At 47.5% G+C, this 26182-nt stretch carries 20 protein-coding genes and 1 riboswitch; of the genes, 12 read left to right on the forward strand and 8 right to left on the reverse strand.

Going from position 1 to position 26182, the window contains the following annotated elements:
• Positions 1-53 precede the first annotated feature (53 nt).
• The 3 genes from ACE3K2_RS22945 to ACE3K2_RS22955 are packed head-to-tail and all read left to right on the forward strand — an operon-like array spanning position 54 to position 4699.
• Positions 54-2393 carry a histidine kinase gene (locus ACE3K2_RS22945; RefSeq protein WP_421895462.1) on the forward strand — a complete coding sequence of 780 codons (2340 nt, stop codon included), beginning with the start codon at positions 54-56 and terminating at the stop codon, positions 2391-2393.
• Positions 2394-2400: 7 nt separating this feature from the next.
• Complete coding sequence (locus ACE3K2_RS22950) at positions 2401-3996, forward strand: ATP-binding protein (protein ID WP_421895465.1); 1596 nt, start codon at positions 2401-2403, stop codon at positions 3994-3996.
• A gap of 1 nt (position 3997) precedes the next feature.
• A complete protein-coding gene (locus ACE3K2_RS22955) occupies positions 3998-4699 on the forward strand; it encodes a response regulator (RefSeq protein ID WP_421895468.1) in 702 nt (233 codons plus the stop codon).
• A gap of 121 nt (positions 4700-4820) precedes the next feature.
• Here ACE3K2_RS22955 and ACE3K2_RS22960 read toward each other — a convergent pair whose 3' ends face one another.
• Positions 4821-6122, reverse strand: a complete 1302-nt coding sequence (locus ACE3K2_RS22960; protein ID WP_421895471.1) for an alpha-glucosidase/alpha-galactosidase — start codon at positions 6120-6122, stop codon at positions 4821-4823.
• A gap of 203 nt (positions 6123-6325) precedes the next feature.
• Here ACE3K2_RS22960 and ACE3K2_RS22965 point away from each other — a divergent pair, with 203 nt between their 5' ends.
• From ACE3K2_RS22965 to ACE3K2_RS22990, 6 genes are all read left to right on the forward strand, one after another.
• Positions 6326-7162, forward strand: coding sequence for an AraC family transcriptional regulator (locus ACE3K2_RS22965; protein WP_421895474.1), 837 nt, complete (start codon positions 6326-6328; stop codon positions 7160-7162).
• 96 nt (positions 7163-7258) lie between these two features.
• A riboswitch (cobalamin riboswitch) is annotated at positions 7259-7451 on the forward strand.
• 167 nt (positions 7452-7618) lie between these two features.
• A complete protein-coding gene (gene nikB / locus ACE3K2_RS22970; RefSeq protein ID WP_421895477.1) occupies positions 7619-8557 on the forward strand; it encodes a nickel ABC transporter permease in 939 nt (312 codons plus the stop codon).
• Positions 8558-9391: a nickel transporter permease gene (nikC, locus tag ACE3K2_RS22975; RefSeq protein ID WP_421895480.1), complete on the forward strand. Its 834-nt coding sequence runs from the start codon at positions 8558-8560 to the stop codon at positions 9389-9391.
• 14 nt (positions 9392-9405) lie between these two features.
• Positions 9406-10998, forward strand: coding sequence for an ABC transporter substrate-binding protein (locus tag ACE3K2_RS22980; protein WP_421895483.1), 1593 nt, complete (start codon positions 9406-9408; stop codon positions 10996-10998).
• On the forward strand, positions 10998-11795 hold the full coding sequence (locus tag ACE3K2_RS22985; protein ID WP_421895485.1) for an ABC transporter ATP-binding protein: 798 nt from the start codon (positions 10998-11000) through the stop codon (positions 11793-11795). Before ACE3K2_RS22980 ends, ACE3K2_RS22985 begins: the two co-directional genes overlap by 1 nt.
• A complete protein-coding gene (locus tag ACE3K2_RS22990; protein ID WP_421895488.1) occupies positions 11785-12648 on the forward strand; it encodes an ABC transporter ATP-binding protein in 864 nt (287 codons plus the stop codon). The genes ACE3K2_RS22985 and ACE3K2_RS22990 overlap by 11 nt, the downstream gene beginning before the upstream one ends.
• A 267-nt stretch (positions 12649-12915) precedes the next feature.
• Here the strand turns inward: ACE3K2_RS22990 and ACE3K2_RS22995 are convergent, their stop codons facing one another.
• The 7 genes from ACE3K2_RS22995 to ACE3K2_RS23025 form a co-directional block, all read right to left on the reverse strand.
• A complete protein-coding gene (locus tag ACE3K2_RS22995) occupies positions 12916-15858 on the reverse strand; it encodes a DUF5704 domain-containing protein (RefSeq protein ID WP_421895491.1) in 2943 nt (980 codons plus the stop codon).
• Positions 15859-16306: 448 nt separating this feature from the next.
• Positions 16307-17578 carry an S-layer homology domain-containing protein gene (locus tag ACE3K2_RS23000; protein WP_421895494.1) on the reverse strand — a complete coding sequence of 424 codons (1272 nt, stop codon included), beginning with the start codon at positions 17576-17578 and terminating at the stop codon, positions 16307-16309.
• A gap of 338 nt (positions 17579-17916) precedes the next feature.
• Positions 17917-18246 (reverse strand): chaperone CsaA, encoded by a 330-nt coding sequence (csaA, locus tag ACE3K2_RS23005; protein ID WP_421895497.1) that lies wholly within the window; start codon positions 18244-18246, stop codon positions 17917-17919.
• Between the two features lie 111 nt (positions 18247-18357).
• Complete coding sequence (gene udk, locus ACE3K2_RS23010) at positions 18358-18990, reverse strand: uridine kinase (protein WP_421895500.1); 633 nt, start codon at positions 18988-18990, stop codon at positions 18358-18360.
• A gap of 200 nt (positions 18991-19190) precedes the next feature.
• Positions 19191-19769: a VanZ family protein gene (locus tag ACE3K2_RS23015; RefSeq protein ID WP_421895503.1), complete on the reverse strand. Its 579-nt coding sequence runs from the start codon at positions 19767-19769 to the stop codon at positions 19191-19193.
• Positions 19770-19805: 36 nt separating this feature from the next.
• The gene (locus ACE3K2_RS23020; protein ID WP_421895506.1) at positions 19806-20927 is read right to left on the reverse strand and encodes a DUF4179 domain-containing protein; all 1122 of its coding nucleotides are present in this window, start codon (positions 20925-20927) and stop codon (positions 19806-19808) included.
• Positions 20911-21447: a sigma-70 family RNA polymerase sigma factor gene (locus ACE3K2_RS23025; protein ID WP_421895509.1), complete on the reverse strand. Its 537-nt coding sequence runs from the start codon at positions 21445-21447 to the stop codon at positions 20911-20913. The genes ACE3K2_RS23020 and ACE3K2_RS23025 overlap by 17 nt, the downstream gene beginning before the upstream one ends.
• A 329-nt stretch (positions 21448-21776) precedes the next feature.
• On the opposite strand from ACE3K2_RS23025, the gene ACE3K2_RS23030 reads away from it, so the two are divergent.
• From ACE3K2_RS23030 to ACE3K2_RS23040, 3 genes are all read left to right on the forward strand, one after another.
• Entirely contained in the window at positions 21777-22622 is an 846-nt protein-coding gene (locus tag ACE3K2_RS23030) for a PRD domain-containing protein (protein ID WP_421895512.1), read from the forward strand.
• Positions 22623-22761: 139 nt separating this feature from the next.
• Entirely contained in the window at positions 22762-24690 is a 1929-nt protein-coding gene (locus ACE3K2_RS23035; protein ID WP_421895515.1) for a beta-glucoside-specific PTS transporter subunit IIABC, read from the forward strand.
• 32 nt (positions 24691-24722) lie between these two features.
• Positions 24723-26180, forward strand: coding sequence for a glycoside hydrolase family 1 protein (locus ACE3K2_RS23040; protein WP_421895517.1), 1458 nt, complete (start codon positions 24723-24725; stop codon positions 26178-26180).
• Positions 26181-26182: the final 2 nt, after the last annotated feature.

Genomic DNA, 26182 nt, shown 5'->3' on the forward strand with positions numbered 1-26182 from the left:
TTTTTTTCTTCATATTTCAAGACACGCTCTAATAAGAAAAGGGGAGAGGACGGATGGAAGACAGCTTCAAGCGCAAGTCACCGGAAGAGTTGCTGAAGATGATTACGAAGCTGCAGCAGGGTACGCTCAAAATCTACATCGGCCCCGTCAGCGGATCGGGCAAAACGTATCACATGTTACGAGAAGGGAATACGTTGCGCGAGCAGGGCATTGATGTGGTCATCTGCGCCGTCTCGACAATGCGCAGACCGGAAACGGTGGAACAGCTTGGCGCACTCGAACGGATTCCAAGCATTCACTGGTTACGCCAGAGTGATGATGTAGAGATGAAGGATCTGAACCTGGATGCTCTATTGGTGCGTAATCCGGAGGTTGTGCTAGTGGATGGTTTGGCACATCGCAACAGAGAAGGCGCGCGGTATGCTACCCGGCTGGAAGACATTCAATTCTTGCTCCGAAACAATATCAGTGTCATGACAACGGTGAATGTGTATGAGCTGGAAGGTTACACCGAGCTGGCACGGCAGCTCACCGGTATCGCAGCAGAACATACCGTGCCTGCGGATACACTGGAACTTGCGGATGAAGTCAAGCTGATTGACGTCACGCCGGAAACCATACTGAGCCGTCTGGCAGAAGGTCACCTGAAGGGGCGTGAGGGAGAAGCTGTTTTTCGTCAAGGCAATCTGGGTATTCTGCGCGAACTGGCCCTGAGATTGGTTGCAGAAGGGGTGAATGAATCCCTGCGTGAGCATCGGGAGGAGATGGGAATCACCGTGACAACAGGCATAGCGGAACGGATTCTGGTGTCCACGCAATATCATTGGAACGGCTCGATCTACATCCGGCGTGGACAACAGATTGCTAGACGTTTGAATGGTGATTTGTGCGCCGTGGTTTTTCGGAATAAGAAGCAGCCATTAACCAAGGAGGCAACCGTATTTCGGCGGAATATGATCAAGCTGGTGGAGAAGTTTGGCGGCCATATGGAGGAACTGTCTATATTAAACCGTCGCAACATTCCGTCTATGTTGGCGCGTTACGCCATGGAGCACCAGATTACCCGGATTGTGATGGGACATTCCCGGCGTACGCACTGGCAGGAACTGTGGCAAGGGTCCGTTGTTAACTCGCTGTTACGCAGATTACGTGGCGTGGATCTGTTTCTGGTTGCTGATCGGGCGGCCCGGGAGGGTGAACATGTGGTTCCGGCCAAGGTGAACGAAGTGGAGTCAAGGACATACCGCAGACTAAGCGAGCAGGAAATGAAGGAACAGATTGGTCAGATTCAGCGCGGCACATTCAAAATATATATTGGAGCCGCACCAGGTGTAGGCAAAACCTACATGATGCTGCGGGAAGGCAATGATTTGCTCCGTAAGGGCATCGATGTACAGATCGGCTTGCTGGAGACCCATGGGCGGGCAGAAACTGTGGAACAAATGGGTCAATTATCTGTAATCCCTCGTGTGCAGCGCGTTTATCAGGAGGCACGGCTGGAAGAGATGGACACCGAGGGGATTCTGCGTCTTTGTCCTGAAGTGGTGCTTGTGGATGAACTGGCGCATACAAATGTGCCCGGAAGTATCCGGCAAAAGCGTTATGAAGATGTTCTGCTCCTGCTGAATGCAGGCATCTCGGTCATTACGACAATGAATGTACAGCATCTCGAAAGTCTGAATGATGCCGTTGAACATATTACCGGTGTTCGTGTCCGCGAGACCGTCCCCGATCGGATCATTCAGATGGCGGATGAGGTCCAGCTGATTGATGTGGCACCCCAGGCCTTGCGGCGGCGCATGAGGGAGGGTAAAATCTATGCAACTGCCAAGGTCGAGCAAGCCCTTGCGAATTTCTTCAAAATCGGTAATCTGATTGCCTTGCGTGAACTTGCCCTGCGCGAACTGGCGGACGACGTGGACGAACGGCTTGAGGCACAACAGGCCAAAATCACACTTCGAGGACCTTGGCGCAGACAGGAAGCGGTCTTTGTATGTGTAAGCAGTGATCGTCATGCCGAGCGGCTGATCCGGCGTGGATTCCGTATATCTTTTCGTCTAAAAGCTATTTGGCATGTACATCATATCCACATCGGTGAGTCCATGAGTGACGAAGTGAAGTGTCATCTGGAAGCGTTGGAGCAGCTGACGATCCGGCTTGGCGGTCAATTTCACATTCACCACAGTCCAAGACTGCGCGATGTACCTGAGATTTTGGCAAGAAAGGCATCGGAGGCGAGAGCAACCCAGTTGGTGGTTGGGCAGGCAAGACGGGTGTGGTGGCTGAATGGCTACCGCGGCTCAGGTTCGGTGGTCAACCGACTTGTACGCTTGTCGCGGCATCTGGATGTATTGATCGTTGCAGATTACGATGATGAACTAAGCGGGATGTGAATGGATATTGTCTGAACGAATAAAAAAAGAAACACATGCATCCCATGGGAAACGGGTTTCGGCATATGTATGGGTGACCCTTGGGGTGACGCTGTTAACTTTATTGCTTCATGCCATCGGCATGAGTGGTGATTTGGTTAATGTAGCGCTTGTATACCTGTTTCCGGTACTGGTGAGTGCCGTGTATTGGGGAATGGGGCCAGCTGTATATGCCGCGAGTTTTAGCGTTATTATGTTTGACTTCTTTTTTGTACCGCCATATCTGAGCTTTACGGTTGAGGATTTGAGATATCTCATCTCCTTTGTTGTGTATCTTGCGGTGGCGATCCTGACAGCTAGTCTTGCAGGTCGGTTGCGACAACAACTGGAGATGGTAAAAGCACGTGAAGCTACGACTAACTCTCTGTACGCATTGAGCCGTCAGATGACAGCCATTACGGATCTGAATACGTTGCTGGTTAACATTGCAACCCAGGTTTCGCTCACCTTGGGTAAGCCAGCAGCAGTGTATCTTCCGGATGGGCAGGGGGATCTGCTGGTTACAAGCTCTTCCGAATCCGCATCAGAAGGGGGAAAGGACGGCTGGGGAGATGGAGAGTCGGAGATTGCCATTGCCAAATGGGTGTATCATCACGGACAGATCGCAGGTAAGGGAACATCCGCTTTACGGGAATCTCCCGGACTTTACGTACCGCTACGCACAGAGGAGCAGATTCATGGTGTGCTCGCCGTGAGCATGGATGCTGGCGAAGTTCATGAGCAGCAAGAACAGCTTCGTCTGTTAGAGGCGTGTGGTGGGCTGGCCGCAGGTGCCATTGCCCGAGTGAAGCTGGCGGAAGAGGCCCGATTGGCGCAGATCACTGCTGAATCAGAGCGCATACGCACAGCGTTGCTGGACTCGGTCTCCCATGAATTGCGAACGCCTCTAACCGCCATTATTGGCTCGGCTACGGGATTGTTGGAGAATGATACTCTCTTTACACCCGAGGATCGGAGAGAATTAACAGGCAACATTCGGGATGGGGCATTGCGCATGAATCGTCTCGTCACAAATCTGTTGGGTATGGTCCGGCTGGAGAGCGGCATGTTGCAACTGAACCGGAAATGGTGTGACGTGGGAGACATCATTAGCGTTGTACTGACACAGGTTCGGGGATTCAGTCCGCATCGTAACATTCAAGTTGAACTGCCTGATGACCCTGCCTTTATCTACGGAGATGAAGTATTGCTGGAGCAGGTGTTAGTCAATATCGTCAGCAACGCCATCAAATATTCGCCTAATGAGAGCCAGATTGTCATCACTGTGGCAAGCGATAAGAGTACAGAAGAGCAATTGACGATCTGGGTAACTGATCAAGGCATCGGTATACCCGAAGCGGAAAGATTGCGTATATTTGATAAGTTCTATCGCTCGGAGTCGACTCGGCATGTCACAGGAACGGGGCTTGGTTTGGCGATCTGCAAAGGCGTTGTAGAAGTCCACGGAGGGACCATTGTGGCAGAGCCGAATCCGGGCGGGGGAACGAGAATGCGCATAGATATCCCCATGGGGGCTCACGGATTGCCGTTTCCCTATTCAGAACAAGGAGAGGTTGAAGAATAACATGAACGCACCACTAGGGGCTCGCATATTGGTAATTGATGATGAGCCGCAGATTCGCAAATTGCTCAAGGTCACCCTTCAGGCGCACCAATTCGAACTCCACGAGTGTGGGGATGGCGAAGAGGGTGTCATTCAGGCCAGTATTGTACATCCAGATCTGATCATCCTTGATCTTGGTTTGCCGGGCATGTCCGGCATGGAGGTCCTTCGCCGGATTCGCGAATGGTCGCAGGTGCCGATTATCGTGCTGACAGCGAAGGATCAGGAAGGGGACAAAATTGCCGCGTTGGATGGTGGTGCAGATGATTATGTGACCAAACCGTTCGGAATGGGTGAGTTGGTTGCCCGTATTCGTGTGGCACTGCGTCATGTAGCCAAAACAACGGATGAGCCAATACTGCGCTTTGGATCACTCACGATTGATCTGGCCCAAAGGCAGGTCGAACTGGAGGGGGCTTTGGTCAAATTAACCCCAACGGAATATGAGATGCTGAAGGTGCTTGCCTCCAATGCAGGGAAAATCATCACGCAGCGCCAGCTTTTGCAGCAAGTATGGGGAGGGCATCATCATGAGTCTGACAGCCATTATCTTCGGGTATATGTGGGACATCTGCGTAAAAAATTAAATGAAGATCCAACGAATCCGCGATATATTCAGACGGAGCCTGGTATTGGTTATCGCTTTTTGCTTCCTGCTGAATAAGGCTTAAGGAGCGAGATATTTCTTAACAATGATGTAATGTGATGCACCATTCAGCGGGTGAGCGCTATGGAACGAACAAGACACCGTCCCCTTTAGCTGCAAAGGAAACGGTGCTTTTATATTATGACGTGTATTTTGGCAACCAGTCGCCGTGAGCCTCAATCAACTCATCACACATCGCTACGATGTCATCGATAGACAGTTCGGCAGCCGTGTGTGGATCAAGCATAGCGGCGTGATAGATATGTTCTTTTTTGCCGGTAATGGCTGCTTCAATCGTCAACAGTTGCGTGTTGATGTTTGTCCGGTTCAAAGCCGCGAGTTGTGGAGGCAGATCCCCAATGTACGTAGGGCTGATTCCTGATCCATCCACCAAACAAGGCACCTCGACACATGCCTCACGCGGCAGGTTCGTAATCAGTCCGTTGTTCATGACGTTGCAACCAATCTTGTACGGGTTATTCGTCTCCATCGCTTCGATAATATGCGATGCGTATTCACGGCTGCGGGTATGTTCAATATTTTCGCTGGCAAATAGCTTGGTACGCATTTCTTTCCAGCCTTCAATCTGGTTTACACAGCGGCGTGGATACTCATCCAGTGGAATGTTGAAGCGTTCAATCAGCTCCGGGTAATTCCGCTTGATGAAGTAAGGGTGGTACTCGGCATTGTGTTCGGAGGATTCCGTTACATAATAGCCAAAACGCTGCATCAACTCAAAACGAACCATGTCGTCATGCTGTTCCTTCTGTTTTTCCTTAGCCAAACGTTTAATTTCGGGGTACAGATCCTGCCCGTCTTTGGTAACTTCGAGCAGCCACGCCATATGATTGATCCCTGCAATCTTAGCCACAATACCTGTCTGATCGATCCCCAGAGCATCAAACAGATGTGGGACACATACCTGCACACTATGACACAAACCTACGGTTTTGATCCCACCATGCACATTCATGACGTTGGTAAGCACGGCCATCGGGTTGGTGTAATTCAGGAACCATGCATCCGGACATACTTCCTGCATATCCCGGGCAAAATCCAGCATGACCGGAATCGTCCGCAGGTTACGGAAAATTCCGCCTATTCCGAGTGTGTCTGCAATCGTTTGACGTAGTCCGTATTTCTTCGGAATCTCGAAGTCCGTAATGGTACATGGATCATATCCACCGACCTGGATGGCGTTGATGACATATTTGGCCCCGCGCAGCGCTTCTTTGCGGTCATGATACACGTTCACGACGCAACGGCTTCCGAGTGAACGGGCCAGGCTGGTCAGCAAACGCTCGGAATCGCTCAAACGTTCAGCATCGATATCAAACAATGCCAGCTCAAAATCCTGCAGTGCTTCGGTCATCATGACATCACCCAATACATTTTTGACAAAGACGGTGCTTCCCGCACCGAGAAACGTAATTTTGTTCATCTTAAGTTCAGCCTCCCTGAGAAATGTTGTACCCCAACTATAGGCCGATTCGGCACATATAACTATGGTTCAACCCCTTCCAAACATGGCATAATCCCATTTTTGTTTCCGCTTTCCATTCAAATTTCTGTACTTCAGCTGTTATAATTTAAGAGAAAACATGTGAGAGAGCAAACGGTGGATGGTACGGAGGGAGGCAGAGGATGAGCCGAAAAGTGGAGATGAACGTTGTTCCTGTTGGATGGACGCAGATGGAGCTGGTCCTGTTATTCTTTGGCTGGGAGGCATGTGATCCTGCTCATTATTGGGGGCCTGGTGTACGGGATTCCTACATTGTGCATTACATTCATGAAGGCTGGGGCACCGTGTATATGGAAGGTCGGGAATATCACTTGACTCAGGGGCAAGGATTTGTAATTTTACCGGACACGGTTATTCATTATGAAGCTGATTCGCAGGAACCCTGGACCTATTCGTGGTTTGGTTTCAAAGGTGTTCAGGCAAAGGCTTTTCTGCAGCGTGCACAACTAAGCGCAGAACACCCGGTATTTAATGCCCATGATCCAGACAGGATGGCCCACTTATATGACGATATGGTACAGGCTACAACGCGCTTGCGTCCGGGAGGCGATGTACTCTATCAAAGCCTGCTGTACCGTTTAATCGCTGAATTGATCTCATCCTCGCCTGATCTGGAAGAAGAGAGCCAGCTCCTGTCTGGCAAGGAGGCGTACATTCGACAGGCGGTTCAGTTCATGGAGACTCGGTACAGCCAGCGGACATCCATTCTGGACATTGCCCGGGCTGTGGGACTGGATCGAACGTATCTGTCTGGACTGTTCAAGGAGCGATATGGCAAGTCACTGCAATCCTTTTTTCTGGAATATCGCATGAACCGGGCTGCAGAGCTGCTTCGTAATCCCGCTCTTTCCGTGAGCGAAGTAGCCCATTCCGTAGGTTACACGGATCCGCTTTTATTTTCCAAGATGTTCAAACGGGTAACGGGTGTGTCACCAAAGGGTTCGCGAATGCGAGATTAGATGTATTGATGATTGCAATTTGAAAAGAAAAGTTTTGATCATTATCTGTCGTCCCGCTATACTGATACAGAAGTGATATGAATTGAAGTAAGTTCAATTGAATATGTGGAACTTGGTGCTTCGCCCGTCAGGGTGAAAGCTTAATAGGGAAGTCCGGTGTAATACCGGCGCGGTCCCGCCACTGTAACAGAGGAGTCAGGTAGCGATAATCCACTGGTTTAAGCCGGGAAGGAGCTGCAAGTGACGATGATTCTGGAGCCAGGAGACCTGCCAGGTTTAACAAACACAGTAGTACCCTACGGGAGATAGGAAGGTGTTTAGAGAGCATGATTTTTTCTGAAAATCTGTTTATTTAAGGCGTCCTCATCCAGTAACACGGAGAGGGACGCTTTTTTTGTTATGGACGAAGAACATCATGACACATACATACAGTTTTGGGGAAGGACGTTTGAACACTTGAGCAGATATATCGTTAAACGATTATTACAACTGGTCGTTGTGTTGTTCGGCATCACGTTCCTGACGTTCCTGCTAACCTACCTGTCTCCGGGAGATCCAGCCAGACTTATGCTTATGTCCACGGGGGTGACGCCATCCGATGAGCTGGTCAGGCAGGTGAGGTCGGAACTTGGATTGGATGAGCCCTTTCTATACCGATACGGGACATGGCTGGGACAGGTGGTGACCGGAGACTTCGGCACATCATATAAATACAATCGCCCAGTACTGGACGTGCTGATGGCACGGCTCCCGGCAACGCTTTGGCTAACAGGAAGCGCCATGTTCCTGGTTATACTGGTTTCCTTTCCATTGGGGATGCTGTCGGCTGTCTATCGTAACACATGGCTTGATCACGTCATTCGTCTGTTCTCATTTGCCGGATTATCAATGCCCAGCTTCTGGTTGGGTATGTTGCTCATGTTGGTCTTCGGTGTACAGCTGAAGCTGCTGCCGGTGATGGGCAATTCCGGATGGTACAGCCTGATTCTGCCTGCATGTACACTCGCGATTCCACTTGTTGCCCAGTACAGCAGACAGATTCGTGTGGTCCTGTTGGAGGAGACAAGCCAGAACTATGTGGTCGGAGCAAGATCCAGAGGTGTGAAGGAGTCGATCATTATTTTGCGTCATATTCTCCCCAATGCCCTGCTGCCGATCGTTACCCTTATGGGTATGACAACAGGTGCTTTGTTAGGTGGCGCAGCGATTGTGGAAAGTTTATTTGTGTGGCCGGGCGTTGGACAGATGGCTGTAGATGCGATTTTCACAAGGGATTATCCGCTGATTCAAGGATATGTCATCTGGATGGCGATCATATATGTCACCCTGAATCTGCTGGTTGATATATGGACTCATCTTCGTGATCCCCGAATCCGACTGGATGTGGATGTATAGATGAGAGCATTCAGACTTGTATTACTGCAGAATCGCGGGTTCACATTCCTGCTGTCTCTGACCGCCTTCTGGATTATTCTTGCCATGGTTGCACCGCTGCTTGCACCACACGATCCACTTGCCACGAACTTTGCCAAAGTATTGCAGCCATCCAGCATGGAGTATCCCCTTGGAACCGATCAGCTGGGCCGCTGTGTATTATCTCGCCTTCTGTACGGTGCACGAACATCACTGCTGCTCACCTTTATGATGATTGGCATTGTGTTCGTACTGGGTGTAGCGATTGGGGTCATCGCCGGTTTTGCTCGGGGAGTGACGGATATGGTGCTCATGCGCCTGTCTGATACCCTAATGGCATTTCCGGGCCTGATTTTTGCGATCGCTGTAGTGGGGATGCTTGGTCCGGGATTGTTCAATACGGTGCTGGCACTGTCGGTCGTCTGGTGGGCGAAGTATGCACGGATGGCGAGAAGCCTGGTGATTTCACTTCAGCAAAAGGAATATGTCGCTGCCGCTGCTTTCAGCGGAGCACGTAAGATACAGATCATTGGCAGGACGATCCTGCCCAATATGATGTCTCCACTCATCGTCATGGCGATGATGGATGTGGGTGGCATGATGCTGTCCATCTCGGGCTTGTCCTTTCTCGGGCTCGGCGCGCAGCCACCAAACCCCGAGTGGGGGGCCATGTTAAATGAAGGCAGAAGATATCTGCAGACTGCGCCATGGCTGTTGATATACCCGGGATTGGCGATATTTAGCACCGTCATTATTTTTAATTTACTGGGAGACAGTCTGCGAGATGTACTTGATCCCAAGAAAAATACAGCTTAACTGGAGGAACTGGAATGAAGAGCAATGTTCAAAAATCAATCCTGCTTACCATCGTATCCATGTTCGTTGTGTTCTTGCTTGCAGCTTGTGGCACCGCCAATAATCCATCAACCTCATCGAGTGCAACGGAGAAGTCGGCGGTTACGGACAAGGATACTACAAGTGCACCAACACATCTGAATGTGGCCCTGTTCTGGCTTGGCAGCAACCTGGACCCGGCAGAAGAATGGAACGGCTGGACGCTAACGCGTGCAGCGATTGGTGAGACACTGATTCAGTTTGATGAGAATATGAAGCTGGTCCCTAAAATTGCAGACACTTGGGAACGTGTTGATGACACGACTTGGCATTTTCATATTCGGGAGGGTGTAACTTTCCATAACGGAAACAAGGTAACCGCAGATGCAGTGAAAAAATCAATTGAACGTTCCATTGAGTTAAATGAAAGAGGACAAGCAACAGTACCCGTGGCTTCAATGACTGCTGAAGGACAAGATCTGACGATTAAAACGACAGAACCTTATGCGTCCCTGCTTGGCAATATCGCTGAGCCGCTATTCATCATTGTGGATACGAGTGCTGATACATCGAAATTCAAGAGCCAGCCCATTGCTACCGGGCCATTTATGGTGACAGGTTATACGCCGGATCAGGAGATCCAGGTGAAAAAGTATGACGGGTATTGGGGCGGCGCGGCAGATGTCGACACATTGACGTTAAAATACATCAAGGATGACAGTACACGTGCACTTGCTTTGCAATCCGGAGAGATTGATGTAGCCAGTAACGTGGGTCGCAGCAGTTTGGCGTTATTCCAGGACAAGGGTCAATACACCATTGATGAAATTCCCAGTCTGCGTACCCAGTTCGTTTGGTTTAACACAACCAATCCACTGCTGAGTGATCCGGAGGTTCGCCGAGCGATCTCTTATGGGATTGACCGGGAGATGTATGCCAATACGCTGGTGGGCGGTCAGGCGGCTAAAGGACCATTCACATCGGCTCTGCCTTTCGGATATGACAAAATCACAGGGTATGATTACGAACCGGAGAAAGCCCAACAGTTGCTGGATGGGGCTGGCTTCAAGGATACAGATGGCGATGGCATTCGTGAAAAGGACGGCAAGAAGTTATCGCTACAGCTGATTCTCAACTCCGCTTACGAGTCTGATTCGATTGTGGCTGCTGCAATGCAGTCCCAGCTTAAAGAAATTGGCGTTCAAGTGGAGATGACCTCTTATGAGGATCTGACCGATCACCAGAAGAGCGGGAATTACGACCTCGCTTTAACCAGTATTAATACGGGCATCACCGGTGACCCGCAGTATATTCTGGATTTCTACTTCATGACGGGTGCGGAATGGAATGTCGGTGGATATAGCAATCCGAAGCTGGATGCGGTCATCAATCGTCTTCACTCCGAGTTTGACGTGGAGAAAAGATATGCCCTTGCAGCAGAGGCCCAGCAGATGATTCTGGACGATGCAGCCTATATGTTTTTGACCTATACCCCGATTAATATTGTGAGTAAAAGTAACGTGCAAGGTGCAACGATGTATCCGATCGACTTCTATCTGCTGGATCGTAATATCAAGGTTGGGCAGTAATGAATCCCTTGTTGAATGTTAATCATCTATCCGTAACTTACAAGGGTGATTCTCTGGGTCTGCGGGACTTATCCTTCTCCATGAATAAGAGGGAGATTATCGGGATTGTAGGTGAAAGTGGCAGCGGGAAATCAACCTTGATTCGGGCTTTGCTTGGGTTGTTACCAGAAGGTGGTCGGTACACCGGGGGAGAGATTTCTTTTCAGGAAAAAGTGTTGTTCCGTGAGTCATGGTCAGATTGGGGTGGCGTGCGCGGGAAGCGGATTGCCATGGTGTTTCAGGATAGCGGTTCCTATCTTAATCCGATTCGCAGTATCGGCAGTCAATATATTGAAGCGATTCGAACTCATTTCACCGTGTCCAGAAAAACTGCTCAAGCCATGGCTGTGAATATGCTCTCAGACATGGGATTGCATGATCCCGAACGAATTATGCGTTCCTACCCTTCGCAGCTCAGTGGAGGCATGAAACAGCGAACAGCGATTGCCATGGCGGTTACGATGGAACCAGAGCTTCTGCTGGCGGATGAGCCGACGAGTTCGCTGGATGTGACGACACAGAATGAAGTGATGAACCGACTGAGCGAGCTTCGATCCCGTCAAGGGACAGGCATGATTATCGTAACGCACAACATTGCTGTTGCAGCTCATATGGCAGATCGAATTGGTGTGATGCAGGAGGGGACATTGGTCGAGATGGGAGATACTTTCCGCGTCATATCCGATCCTCAGCATGAATACACTCGCAAGCTGCTGAGTGCTGTACCTGAATTGGAGGGGAATGTTCATGGCTCTTGAGCGGTTACCGATTCTGGAACTGAAAAATCTGTGCAAAACCTATGAGTTAAAGGGACATAGGGCAGTGGATGCATTGAAAGCTGTTCATTTGGAACTGTATCCCGGGGAATGTCTGGGGATTGTCGGGGAGAGTGGTAGCGGAAAGAGCACCCTGGCGAGATGTATAACCCATTTGGAGCGAGTGAATTCAGGACAGATTCAATATCGTCAGCAGGATATTACCCGATTGAATGGGAAGTTGCTACGCCAACAACGAAAACAAATTCAGATGGTCTTTCAAGAGCCTTCGGCTATCTTTAATCCGCGAATGAAGATTGGAGCTTTTATCCGGGAGCCACTCATTAATTATAAAATAATGAAGGGCCAGAAAGCGGAGCAGGAAGTGCTCAGGCTGTTGGAACGGGTGGGGTTGTCTGCCGCTACGGCGGATAAATATCCGCATGAACTTAGTGGAGGGGAGCAGCAGCGAGCCGTCATTGCTCGCGCGATTGGAGTGGAGCCGGACATTATCCTGTTCGATGAAGCCACTTCTGCTCTGGATGTTTCCATTCAACAGCAGATCCTGGATCTGTTGGTGGAGTTGAGAAAAGAAACAGGTATCTCATCTATTTTCATATCGCATGATCTTGCAGTGGTGCAACAAGTCAGTGATCGAATTGCTGTGATGTACCAAGGTGAAGTCGTTGAGGTTGTGGAAAGTTCGCGGCTGACCAGCTCAGCGAATCATCCCTATACTCGTAGCCTAATGTCCTCCGTATTGTCTGTGAGAGAAATGAGATATAGGATGCAGGGGCAGAGGCAGAAACAGGAACGAGAGCAGGCGGAGATTTTTCAAGAAAGTCTGTCGGGATAACCTGGTGCGCTGATTCGTTATAAGTCTAAGTCAGGTTACACCAAGAGAATGACACAAAAAGGGGTACCCCGGAAGTCCATAGATGACTTTAGGGGTACCCCTTTTGTTGTATAACAGGTATGTTGTGTGTAGTCGGGACGTGATACAGCAATAGCTTGTGATGCTTCATCGTATGTCGTTTAGTTCACTTACGTTATTAAGTACATTCTGTCCACATGTAGTTGGCTACATCTGCTTATTCGGTTGTATTGATATGAGAGATTCAAACTAGTGTGGTACTTGGGATTGAAAATCGTTTCTGCTGGACTGATCAGCATGGTAAAAGACAATATCGCCATCCTTCAGCGGCCAGGTTCTGCCTTGGTTGTCTGTTGGCATTTTGTAGAAACCTTCCATCTGCCATTGATTCATCAGTGGTGCATGAATATATTGCAGATGGGGGGCATTCGTATTTCCATTCCGCAGACTCTCCATATTGAAGTTGACCACAATATAACCGTTTTTTAGAAAAATATCTGAATTCTCATCCAGCTGATTTTGTCGGGCGATGGGTTCCAGATCCGTACCTTTTGGTACGGCATATACATCGGCAGGCAAGCTGTACTCCCCGTACCAGCGCTGGATGGCTGCATTGGCCCGGTCCACGTTGACTCCGGAAGGAATGTCCGTTTTGGGCCCAATGAGTGTCCGAATCGGAGCAGAAAGGATCATCCAGTCATAACGACCGACCCATGTTTTTTGATGGGAAGTCTGATCGACCAGTTGAACCATATGTTCCGCCAACGTACGCTGGTTGCGTTCTTCCGCTGACAGTTCATAAGTATACTGATAACGCGCTGTATCGCCTAACTCCGTGCCGGGGACATTTCGAAGCCGCGAGTTCAGAACAACAAAGCGTTTCTCCAGATCCTGAGCCGATCCGATTCGAATCAGGCGTTCCTGACCCCGATGATAGTACAGATCCACTTCTTGCCGGGAGGAGCCGTCTTTGCTTACAAAAGCAAAAGTGGGTGTTATTCGAATACCATCCTGTTTGCCAAACATATTGCCTTTGGTCTTCAGATCGAACTTGAAATGGTACCCTGTCTTCACAGTTGCGTTAGCAAATCCCTGCACCGGATGGCTTCCTGGTCGAATGGGCAATACAAATGGAGCCAGGTTGCCTCTCGGATCACCATCAATGCTATTCATCCCTGTCCAGTAGCTAAGGCCCGTAGGGTCGGGGCTACCCGATCGCTTGCGAAATACATTTTCCCAGTTGTAATCAGAGATATCCGTGACGTGAAAATCATATAACCTTCCGATGACGTCCACCGGTACCGTGTCTGCTGCGACATGATGTGCCAAATTGGTGTTGGCATCCTGTTGCTCGGTGAAGTTTGCAGGTGCATTCTCTGCAATATTGCGGAAGACAATGTGATATTTGCCTTCGTCTAACCATACAGGGAGATAGAATGTGGTATCCAGTTGATTGACCGGAATATCGACCCATGTCTTGGCGGGAATATACTGACTCCGGTCTGCATTGTAGACATCAAACGGAAATTGCACCTGTTTGATTCGAAAATATTTGGCATAGTCTCGACTCCCATAACCCGGATAACTCGCTGCGTCCAAGTGCTGTCCCGAAGTGGGGATTCGCACAATGAACGGACGTTCCAGAATGAGTGCAGCGCTGGTTGGGTCCGGTATGGTTTTCTGATTATGCGGCTGATCATCCGATACCCAGGCGTAGTTGACGACAGGAGTGTGTACGGTGACGGTGTTGATGCCGTTAATCGATAATATTTTATTGGTGCCGCCATTTACGTTGCCCGGTAGCAGATCATAATAGATCTCACCCGAACTCGTTGTGTTGGCTTTATTCACCAGTGTATTACTGATCATGTTGCCCGGTTTGTACAACACATCGCGACCAATCGTCGTTGGATTAGGAATGTTGGATGGTGTTGGGCCATCCTTGGTTACTTCCGCATCATTCATAATGGTTGTGTTGTTGAACTTCACGGAATCATTACTCACTTTGCTTTGAGGTGTGTTGGTTTCAGCCATCCCTTTTAATCGTGATGTATCATCAGGGACACTGGGTGGAGAGTTCAAGCCTCCTGTTAATTTGGGTGGAGTATATGAGATTGAAGTGGTTTGCCCTGGTCGTACATGGCTTTCCACGGATTCATCATGTTTAGACTCCAGTGTTGGTGGTGTGTATCCTGTTGGATTCATCGTGACGGTCTCTCCGGGTAAAGCGTAATTATTCATGGTTGCTTTAGCGATCTTGTATACTTCCAGATTGTTAATTTTCCAATAGGAGTAGTCTCTTGTAATCTGGAAGGTGTATGGCTTGGGTACCGTGTCGTTCGCGGGTACAAGTGGTCCTGGTGTACAACCATCATCATCACATATTTCTGGTCCAGGTACGGTCCATTCTCTGTCGTACGAGATGGTGACATTACAGTTGTATGTAACTTTACCGCTCATTTTTGCCCAAGCTTGTTTAAATAAATAGTTGTCAGCAAAGGCGTTTGTGTAGAGTGACTCGGAAGTAGGTATTCCTTTTAATACATTGAATGTCTCATTATCTCTGTTATCTGACTTAATAACACCGTTGGCATTTGGATCGAGATCATTCATGCTCATGATGGTACCAGCAGAAGGTGGTCCAATCGTTGGTGTGCAACCTCCACCACCGTCTCCATTACCTTCGCCCTCACCAGTACCCGGATTTTCTTCTACCCCAATGTTGGTTGTGGTAGTTAAGGTGAAATCGTCTTTTTCCCACAATACGGTGATGGTTGTTGTTCCTCTGCTGACGGCTTGAACTAATCCGGAATTACTAACGGTAGCGACACCAGGATTGGATGATTCCCATGTCGTTGTACCACCGCTGCCGGTGTTTACATTGGTCTCTGCTCCAAAGTTTCCATCTCCATTTTTGGTTTTGACCGTTGCATTCAATTGTTTTGACTGGTTTAAGCTAAGTTGCCCGCCAGCGGAGAGGTTAATCTCTTTGGTTATTTCAGCTACGGCCCGCCAATATATATCGGTATTAAATATATAGTCGGCAGAGTATTTAGGTGGATTATAGGGTCTGTGAGCTATTGGTTCAATAGCACCTCCGATTTGAGTTGTGAATTTTACCGTATCACCGTCAAATGATTCCACACTAACCAAGATTGGTTTGCCTGGTAAGTAATACTGCGTGTTATCCATATACATAGGCTTTAACGAGATGGAAGTTAATTCACTTCTAGAATATCTCTGACCTGAACGATCAAAGTACTCAGAGGGTTTGTAGCTTGGTGCATCTAGTGGAAGGTTTACGCAAACTAATGATGAGTTTGGTTTGTTGGTATCGGGGTTATTACTTAATGTTTGGCCGTTGCATTCTCCATCTACACTCCATCTTAAATTATCGAGCTGGTAAACATAAACACCGATATTAGACATTCCACTACCCTCAACGGGTATTACTTTTTTCTGTGACTTTGCAGGTGATGAAGGTACCATATGAGAGGCTTCTAAAACAGGCTTTGTTCCAGGCCCCCCTCCAGCAAAAACTACTGAAGGGGTTGGGGACAATAAGCATAATGTTATATATCCTATTAATAACTTCTTTAATAATTTATCGAAACGCACATTGGAACACCCTTTTCATAGTTTAATTTGGAACTACAGTATAGATGGTTCCATCTTTGAGCGTTAGGCGTACTCCAGGATTTAGTGACTTGTCAAAGTGTAAGAGACCGTGAGCCCAATAGACAGGTTTTTTTTCGATAAACACGCCTTTGGGTCCGAGTAAGTCATTTATATGTTTAAGTCCATACTCGTTAAAAGCTTTGGTGCTTGGAGAAGTCAAGGCATTAATACTTGGGGAATTGATAAGACTCCCAGCTTGCAGTTGGTTCATAGAGTTTTTAATATTAATATCAAACTCTGTAAAAGAATAATAAGCGCCTCTGAGTAATCTATCTTTTTCATCAACGAAAACAGGATAATAGATACTTCTCTCAGTTTCTTTTACATATGGATTGACGATGATCCAGTTCTTGACCTTTAGATCTGCATAATTCGTTACTGTAACTAATTCTTGATTACGGACTTTCGCAAAATCGCCAGTTACTTTGCTGTAATCATACGATTCAGAAAATTTTTCTGGTCCTGCTTTCTGATACTTAGGCGCAATAACACTCAAATTCGTACCCGTCAAACCCACTGCTCGCAGCTCATTCAGGCCCTGAAAATCAGCAGGATTTGTCTTGGCGACAGCTGCATAACGGGCAATTAACACAGCAACTTCCGCCCGAGTGGTTGTACGATCGACGCCAAATGTTTTATCGTTTGCTACACTCATCAGTCCTGTTCCTAGAGCAACGGCGACTGCATTTTTTTGAGCACTTGCAAGTTTACCTGTGAAATATTCCTTTGCAGGCACAACGGTGTTGGTCACATCAGAGAGTGCTTGCTTGTACTCAGGATCAACCACGGTTAGCCCTTGCGTCAGCCAAGTCGCCATCTCGCCTCGTTGAAGAGCGCCTTGTGCATCCAATTTTCCCTTGTAATTAGAAGGGCTGATAAAGCCTTTGGCAATCGCAGAAGAGACACCGCTTTTTGCCCACTCGGGTATGTCCGTAAAATTGTTTGGTTCTTGTGTCGATGCATTAGGCTGGTCGGATAAACGTCCCAGGATACTTGCCATTTCAGCTTTGGTAACGGGTGAACTTGGCTTAAATGTCCCATCGGCATACCCCTTGAAATAACCTTGTTCCACGGCCAGATTAATCGCTGAGGACGCCCAGTGTGTAACCGGAACATCTTTGAACGTAGTTGTAGCTTGTGCGGCTTCTACAGAACTCCCAACGCCTCCAAAACCTACGATCCCCCCTGTTAATAAAGCCAATGCTGTTGCGCCGGAAATCATTATTTTTTTCATGAATCTTACTCCTCTCCATTGTAGTTTTTGGTCTTTGGTATGTACGGGTTAGGTTGCTAGATACTAAATTTGTAATAATAATCAATATTCTACCATGTATAACTAGGCTGTTGGTATGATTTTTCAATATATCTCCTCCTCTTCACACCACTATTACTAATTCTCTAGACCTACTTTCTCTCAAAAAAAACACAAAAAAAGGCCACGAATCCGCAGATTCATAGCCTTATGCTTTAAGGTCTCTAACATATGTAGTTCCTTGATCAATAATCAATAAATCAAGAATACTCGATTTCCAAACATTTGAAAAGCCCATATTTTTCTTACTCCAAATAAATTCAGGCTATCGGTGTTCCATTAGGTAATGGGCTATCCGGTGTAAGCAAGACAACATCACCTTCACCAGGCACGCCGCCCAGCACGAGTACTTCAGACATAAAACCGGCAATCCGCCGGGGTGGAAAATTAACTACAGCAATGACCTGTTTGCCAATGATCATGTCAGGCGTGTATCGTTGGGTAATCTGAGCACTGGAACGTTTCAGGCCAAGTGGTCCAAAGTCGATCGTCATTTTAATAGCGGGTATGCGAGCCTTGGGGAAGGGTTCGGCTTCCACCACGGTACCAACCCGGATGTCATGTTGTATGAACTCTTCAAAAGTAGCCATAGGGGGATCTCCTTTCAACTATTGGGGATTATTATAAATGACAAAACAACAAAAAATCCAGATTACGCTGTATCGTAACCTGGATTTTTTGTTTTGTTGCATTGCAACAAATTAAGCGCCGTTCCAATTTTCCCCGGTGAGGTATTTCTCGGTGAGGATGGATAACATCTGAATACCTACTTCATTATGTCCGCCCTCTGGAATAATGATATCGGCATACTTTTTGGATGGCTCGATAAACGCATCGTGCATCGGTTTTACCGTTTCGAGATATTGTTTGTACACGGATTGGATCGTGCGTCCGCGTTCCTCAATGTCCCGCAGTACTCTGCGCAGAATCCGCACATCGGAATCGGTATCAACGAATACTTTGATGTCCATTAAACTGCGAAGGTGTTCGTCAATCAGCACATGCAATCCTTCTACAATGACAATATGGTTCGGTGCCAGTTCAACCGTCTCGCCTACAGCACGGTTATCTATGGTGAAGTCATATACGGGAGCATACGCCGCTTGGCCTTTTTTCAACAAGGTGAGATGCTCAATCAACAGATCATTATCGAATGCAAATGGGTGATCGTAATTGGTGAGTCGGCGTTGCTCAGGTGTGAGATGCGACTGGTCTTTGTAATAATTGTCTTGGGATATAAACGTGACTTTTCCTGATCCCAGACGGTCTATGACGGAACGAGCTACCGTCGTTTTACCGGAGCCGGTTCCTCCGGCGATACCAATAATGAGCATGGTTGTTCCATAAGCCTCCCTAAAATGGCAGCATGCTGAATGGATAAAAGCGCATCAGAAATCCTGCGTTCATGACCTTTATCCACATGTCTGTCTCTGAATACACAATTCTTTCATTGTACCATAGCAGACGGCTTTTTTCATCTTGGTGTATGGACCATGTTTTGCCTTCAGGGGTATGCTTGTTAATATTCATTTTACTACATATCTTTGGATGATACTCCCCGTGGTGACTTCCACAGAGCCATCAGGCGCTGTCCGATGGAACTTTTTGTGAACATATTCAGGATGACAAAACCAAGTACACTTCCTGTTGTATTGGCTATTAAATCATTCAGATCGGTGCTGCGACCGTTGCCTAAGGTTACTCGGAGCAGCAACTGTGTTATTTCGATGAGGAAACTTACAGTCAATCCTGCTAATGCTGCTGTTCGTATCGAATGAATCCAAGGTTTTATGAAAGGAAGCATGAACCCCATTGGCATAAACAGCACAATGTTGAGGAGAAAGCTTGGTGCATCCGCGGTCAGAAGCGGAATCCATTGAATGCTTTGATACCATGGGGTCTGATTGGCATAGATTCCGATGTTCACGTCGATAGGAAAAAATACAAAGTGCATAACGCCCAACATATATATGGCAAATGTGAGTATCGACACATACTGTCTGACCGTATACCTGGTTTTGCTCACCCTGGCATGGAGCATCAGGGCGAGCAGGACCAGAACATATAATGGACCAAGTACGATGGGAGATGAGATTGAATATTGGATGGACATGGAATGGCTCCTTCATAAGGAAATGAGATCAGGCAATTAAAGCTGAATCTTCATTTCCATTCCCGTGATAAATTGTGTGTCTTTAACCTCTTCCGTAAAATCATCCTTGATCTCAAAAGGTTTCACTATCAGATATTTTACATCCTTGGCAGTTGTGGCATATATGCGTTCCGATCTTAGTTGGTTACCCTCGTATATGCCTTCGCCGCTGAGAGCAGTTAGCTGTCGCCCCTGATCATCATAGACGGCAAATCCGATGTGACGCAGCTGTTCCTCCTCTTTTGTCGTAAGAGTACTCTTATCATTCAAACTGATAACAGTAGTTAGGCGAGTAGTGACAGGGGTGACCTCCGCTTCCGTAACAGCGGCCGTATACAGAACGTTGGCCATGGCTGTGTTAGGTAGAACATGATGAATGTTTTCTGTTGATTTGGCAAAAGGAACCGTCAGCTCGAACTCATGATCAATGCCCTGCAACGTCAATTGAACTTTGGCGTCGAACTGATCCGGCCAATGTGCCGATTCCTGATCGGAGGAAATGACCTGCTCAAAGAGCAGTGTATTGGGCTGCGTTTCTCCTACCGAACTGTAGAACAGTCCGCTATCCGGAAGGGCCCCGTCGACTTTGAAAAAGACATTCTCAATACCGCTGCTCAGTTTCACGATGTCCTTGCCATTGTCATACTCGCCTTGATTCAGATTAGGCGCAGTGAAATGAACCAGAAACGCAGCACGAGTACCATCATATACCGCTTCAAGTACTTCCAGCTTCACATCCTGGTAAGCAACCTTGCTGTTAACAGGGGTAGTCAAGCCTTCGTTGCCTGCCGTTCGCAGACCCATATCGGCTTCTATTGAGCTGAAGAGGCTACCCACGAGCGGGATGTTGCGCAAGGAGGCAGCCATGGCTGGTGATACAAAGCCGGATGCAAATACGGTCACGCCTAATATTCCGGCTGCGATCGTCGCAACTGCAGCCTTGTGCCATCGCTTGTTCCGGCGACTGGAGTGCAAAGTCTGTTCGTTTTTCAATGTGTTGGGTGACGCCGGCAGAGAATCCAGTGTGGCATCAATCCGGTTACGAACGAGTTCGGACATCAGGGGACGCTCCTTCGCTTGGTTCTTTAATTCCTGATCGATATTAAACGGGTTTGACATGTAAGTTTACCTCCCGAAAATTTTTGAATTTCTGATATAACTCCTGCCTTGCCCGAGTAAGTCTCATTTTCACTGCACTTTCGGAAATATTCAGCGCATCGGCGACTTGACGCAGGGACAGGTCCTCAAAATAATGCAAAACGACTACAATTCGTTTCGATTCCTCCAGACGGTCTACCGCTTCTCGCATATCGACCTCATCGTAGGGATTAGAATGCTCCCGCTTTACTGAAGGTACATCTGCATAAGCGGTGGAGAGAGAGCGGCGGGACAGCATTGTGTTGCATTCATTGATGAGGATCCGAAACAGCCAGGTTTTGAAATACCGGGGTTCCCGGAGCGTGTGCACCGATTTATAGGCGTTCAGGATTGTCTCCTGAATGGCATCGGCCACGTCCTCCTCTTTTCTCAGCATGGATTTTGCCGTATTGTACAACGCGTTTTCAATGTCTCGAATAAGCCGGATAAAGGCTTCACGATCTCCTTGGATGGCCTGGTTAACGAGATCGGTTGAATCCATGGATAACAGCTCCTTTCGTATTGGAGGGATGAGCTCAGCACTTGGCTGGTTTTTATATGAATTAGACTGGCGGGTAGGGTGTATGGTCACATTTTCTTTTTATAATTTTAAAAAAAGAGCGTTGTTATATATGACGTATCGTGTCTCTACGTTCCCTTCAATGATAAGAGAGGCTGAATTTTCCCTAAGATTGGATGATTGACTTTTTCAAAAACAGCACTATAATAAACTTATATTCATAACACGGACTGTTACTGGGGAAACCAGGCATGACCGAATTCGATTACTTTACTGTAATCGCTTTCGGTCTTTTTTTATTTTGTTGGGGGGTGAGAACATTGAAGGTTATCAAGAAAGTAAACAATAACGTGGCCATCGCTATTAATGAACATAACGAAGAGGTTTTTGTCGTAGGCAAGGGTGTAGGATTTCTGAAAACGCCCTATGAGCTGACGGAGACAGACTTGGTGGAGAAAATATTCGTAGCTCCAAAGAACATTCGGATGTATGACCTGCTGAACAGTATTCCGATTGAGGATATTTATCTCGCGGAGGAAGTGATCAAGCTGGGCAGTCAGATCCTGAATAAAACATTTAACCCGAATCTGCTTCTCACCCTGTCTGACCATATCAGTTTTGCATTAACCCGAACCAGAGAAGGCATCCGTATCAAAAACCCACTGGAATGGGAAGTGCGGACACTCTATCCGGACGAGACCCGGGTGGGAGAGGCTGCGCTGAAGCTGATTCAGGAAAAAACGGATATCGCTCTGCCGACAGCCGAAACAACACTGATTGCTCTGCACTTTGTCAATGCACAGGTTGGTTCTGGAGAGATGAGTGATACGACAAAGGTAACGACCGTGACGGGCGAAATCCTGTCGGTTATCAAATATGCGCTCAAAATTGACTTTCAGGAGGATTCCATCCATTTCATGCGCTTTGCCACACATATCCGGTACTTCATTCTGAGGCAGATGAGCGGTAAATCGCTCAAAGACGAGAATGAATCACTTTTCCTGATGGTGAAGGAGAAGTTTCCGAAGGAACTCGCTTGTGTGGAGAAGATTGCGGACTTTCTGAAAAACAACTATGGTTGGACCTGTTCTGATGATGAAAAGTTATATCTGATTCTGCATATCCAACGATTGATTTCGAATGAACCAACGGAATGATCTTGGTGAAGGAACTAACCGAATAATCCATATTGGACTGTTACTGATTCGATCAGGCATGACCAAGCGTAGGGAATGACGATTCCCCGGCTTGGTCATTTTTTATATATCCAATTTATTCATGTAGAGGAGAAGGGTCATGAACAACAAGGACTTGGCTAAAAACGTACTTGATCTCGTTGGCGGCGAGCAAAATATATCCGGACTTACACACTGTGCTACCCGTTTGAGATTCGTATTGAAGGATGATCTCAAGGCCGATCTGAATGCACTCAATCAGCTTGAAGGTGTGCTTAAGGCACAGAATTCCGGGGGACAGGTTCAGATTGTTATCGGTGCCAAAGTCGACGCGGTATACAGTGAAGTGAAGAATCTGACTTCTGACCAGATTGGCGAGCTTACGGAGTCTACAGACAGGGGACCGAAAAAGAGACGTAACCCCGTCAATGTCGTGCTTGAAACCATCGCAGGTATCTTCACGCCTGTTCTGCCAGCACTCGTTGGTTGCGGGATGATCAAATGTTTGGCCACCGTTATAACTGCCATGGGTTACTTGGAAGGCTCTGGATTCCTGACGATCATTAACATGATCGGGGACTGTATTTTCTATTTCATGCCGTTCTTCCTGGCTGTGAGTGCAGCCAATCGTTTCAAAACCAATCCCTATTTGGCGGTAGCTCTTGCTGCGGGATTAATGCATCCAACCATTTTGAACGCTGCCGCTCAGATTGCCGAGACGGGTGTAAACAGCATTGATTTTCTCGGCTTGCCAATTCTGTTAATGAAATATTCCTCTTCGGTCATTCCAATCATCTTGGCGGTATGGATTATGAGTTATGTGTATCCGATCGTCAATCGAGTGATTCCCAAGTTTCTGCAGGTTCTGCTTACCCCAATGATTGTTTTGTTTATTATGATTCCAGTGGAACTCATTGTGCTTGGTCCAGTAGGATCATATATCGGTGACTGGTTGACCAATGGGATTAACTCATTGTTCTCCACTGCAGGTGTTCTTGCTGGTGCGATTCTTGGATTTTTCAAACCAATCATGGTTATGTTCGGCATGCACTATGCCATCATGCCGATTCAGGTTCAACAAGTGGCTACGCTTGGCGCAACGGTGTTGTTACCAACGGCCTTAGCGGCGAATTTGGCCCAGGCTGGAGCAGCTTTCGGTGTGTTTGTACTGACGAAGAGTAAAACGATGAAATCAGCTGCTGCTTCGAGTGGATTCACTGCGTTGTTCGGAATCACCGAGCCGGCGATCTATGGTGTAACACTCAAATATAAACGTCCCTTTTTTGCAGGTTGTATTGCGGGCGGATTAGTTGGTGGATTCTACAGCTTGGTGCACACAACAGCGAATGCAATTTCACTTCCAGGTTTATTGGCAATTGGTACGTATTCATCTGATCGTTACATGTATGTCGTTATTGGCTGTATTGCCGCAGTTATACTCGGTTTTGTCTTCACGCTGTTGGCAGGAATCAAGGAAGATTCCGATGGAAGTAAATCAAAGCAGCAAGCAACTGATAAAGTTAATGGAAATCCAGCATCCGCTGCCACAGAGGTGCCTTCAGAGTCAGCAGCATCACTGACAACCACATCTTCTGACATGCTCATCGTGAGTCCAATGACAGGGGAGATCAAACCGATCTCTGAAGTGGAAGATCAGGCGTTTGCTCAAGAATTAATGGGTAAAGGTATTGCGATTGTTCCAACAGATGGCAAGGTATATGCTCCATTTGACGGAGTAGTCGAGGCCCTTTATCGCACCAAACATGCTATCGGATTGAAAGCAGCGAATGGTGTTGAGATTCTGATTCATATCGGTGTGGATACCGTTAGTCTGAAAGGCAAATATTTTACCGCCCATATCGAACAGGGACAGGCAATCAAGGCTGGCGATTTATTGGTGGAGTTTGATCCAGAAGGCATTACGTCAGCAGGATATAACACCATTACATCCATTGTCGTTACCAACATGCAACAGTACGGTGACGTACTGACCACAGCAACCAACGGCCCGATTCGGGAGAGTGAACCTTTGATCAAGCTGATTCCGTAAGAACTAACACGTAATAACAGGAGGAAACTAAAATGACAAATACCCATTTTCCAAAAGATTTTTTATGGGGCGGTGCGCTGTCTGCCTGTCAGGCAGAAGGAGCTTATAATGTGGATGGCAAGAGTCTGACCATTCCCGAAGTGATGAAATTTAACGAGAAGAACGACCGCAAGGTGACCAAGCAGATCAGGGTTAATTGGGAGATGATTGAAGAGGCCAGGAATGACCCGGATACCGTGAAATATCCAAAGCGCCGGGGAATCGATTTCTACCATACTTTCCGTGAGGATATCGCTTTATTTGCCGAGATGGGCTTCAAAGTTTTCCGTTATTCCATTTCATGGGCCAGAGTATTTCCGGGTGGGGATGATGCTGCTCCGAATGAAAAGGCACTGCAATTCTATGATCAGGTTATTGATGAATGTTTGAAGCATGGCATGGAGCCGCTGATTACGATCAGTCATTTTGATACCCCAATTGTGCTTATGGACAAGTTCGGGGGATGGTATGACCGCAAGCTGGTCGATCTGTATGTAATCTATTGTGATGTGCTGTTCAATCGCTACAAGGGCAAAGTGAAGTATTGGGTGACGTTCAACGAGATTAATATGAGCGTGAAAGCATCAGCCAAGACGTTGGGAATCATTGATTATGATGCTCCGAATTATGAGGAAATGCTGTTCCAGGGGTTGCATCATCAATTTGTAGCTGCGTCCAGAGCAACCAAGATGGCCCATGAGATTGATCCGAATAACCAGATCGGAAGCATGGTGGCTTATTTTACAACGTATCCTTACACTTGCAAGCCAGAGGACGCACTCCAGATGCAACAGGATGATCAGATGAAAAATCAATTCTACCTGGATGTGCTTAATAAAGGCGAGTACCCTTATTATAGTAAAACGTATTTCAAAAACAAGGAGATCCAGTTAAACATCGAGGACGGCGATCTGGATAGCATTCGTGCACATACGGCTGACTTCGTGGGGATGTCGTATTACAACTCGATGATTTCCAGTAGTGATACCGAACAACTTGAATTAACAGCCGGGAACGTACACAGCGTCTATAAAAACCCGCATTTGCCTGCAAACGAGTGGGGTTGGCAGATTGATCCCATTGGCCTGCGATATACGCTGAATCTCGTCTATGATCGGTATCAAAAACCGGTCTTCATCCTGGAGAACAGCTCAGGCTTCTACGACAAGCTGAATGAGGACGGAACGATCAACGATCCCTACCGGATTGATTTCCTGAGCAAACATATTGAACAGATGGGACTCGCCATTGCCGATGGGGTCGAGGTGTTGGGATACACGATGTGGGGGCCGATCGACATGATCAGTTCAGGGACTTCCGAGATGAGCAAACGGTACGGATTTATCTACGTGGATCAGGATGACTATGGTAATGGTACGCTCAAAAGATATCGGAAGGATTCGTTCTTCTGGTATCAGAATGTGATCCGTACCAACGGAGCAGAACTGTAGCA

The organism is Paenibacillus sp. (assembly GCF_048976745.1).
Taxonomy (GTDB): Bacteria; Bacillota; Bacilli; order Paenibacillales; family Paenibacillaceae; genus Paenibacillus.

Excerpts from the sequence above, each read along its gene's own strand:
- ACE3K2_RS22945 (WP_421895462.1), top strand. The coding sequence starts at position 54 with ATGGAAGACAGCTTCAAGCGCAAGTCACCGGAAGAGTTGCTGAAGATG.
- ACE3K2_RS22955 (WP_421895468.1), top strand. The coding sequence starts at position 3,998 with ATGAACGCACCACTAGGGGCTCGCATATTGGTAATTGATGATGAGCCG.
- ACE3K2_RS22960 (WP_421895471.1), bottom strand. The coding sequence starts at position 6,122 with ATGAACAAAATTACGTTTCTCGGTGCGGGAAGCACCGTCTTTGTCAAA.
- ACE3K2_RS22965 (WP_421895474.1), top strand. The coding sequence starts at position 6,326 with ATGAGCCGAAAAGTGGAGATGAACGTTGTTCCTGTTGGATGGACGCAG.
- nikC (WP_421895480.1), top strand. The coding sequence starts at position 8,558 with ATGAGAGCATTCAGACTTGTATTACTGCAGAATCGCGGGTTCACATTC.
- ACE3K2_RS22980 (WP_421895483.1), top strand. The coding sequence starts at position 9,406 with ATGAAGAGCAATGTTCAAAAATCAATCCTGCTTACCATCGTATCCATG.
- ACE3K2_RS22985 (WP_421895485.1), top strand. The coding sequence starts at position 10,998 with ATGAATCCCTTGTTGAATGTTAATCATCTATCCGTAACTTACAAGGGT.
- ACE3K2_RS22990 (WP_421895488.1), top strand. The coding sequence starts at position 11,785 with ATGGCTCTTGAGCGGTTACCGATTCTGGAACTGAAAAATCTGTGCAAA.
- ACE3K2_RS22995 (WP_421895491.1), bottom strand. The coding sequence starts at position 15,858 with ATGGATAACACGCAGTATTACTTACCAGGCAAACCAATCTTGGTTAGT.
- ACE3K2_RS23000 (WP_421895494.1), bottom strand. The coding sequence starts at position 17,578 with ATGAAAAAAATAATGATTTCCGGCGCAACAGCATTGGCTTTATTAACA.
- csaA (WP_421895497.1), bottom strand. The coding sequence starts at position 18,246 with ATGGCTACTTTTGAAGAGTTCATACAACATGACATCCGGGTTGGTACC.
- udk (WP_421895500.1), bottom strand. The coding sequence starts at position 18,990 with ATGCTCATTATTGGTATCGCCGGAGGAACCGGCTCCGGTAAAACGACG.
- ACE3K2_RS23015 (WP_421895503.1), bottom strand. The coding sequence starts at position 19,769 with ATGTCCATCCAATATTCAATCTCATCTCCCATCGTACTTGGTCCATTA.
- ACE3K2_RS23020 (WP_421895506.1), bottom strand. The coding sequence starts at position 20,927 with ATGTCAAACCCGTTTAATATCGATCAGGAATTAAAGAACCAAGCGAAG.
- ACE3K2_RS23025 (WP_421895509.1), bottom strand. The coding sequence starts at position 21,447 with ATGGATTCAACCGATCTCGTTAACCAGGCCATCCAAGGAGATCGTGAA.
- ACE3K2_RS23035 (WP_421895515.1), top strand. The coding sequence starts at position 22,762 with ATGAACAACAAGGACTTGGCTAAAAACGTACTTGATCTCGTTGGCGGC.
- ACE3K2_RS23040 (WP_421895517.1), top strand. The coding sequence starts at position 24,723 with ATGACAAATACCCATTTTCCAAAAGATTTTTTATGGGGCGGTGCGCTG.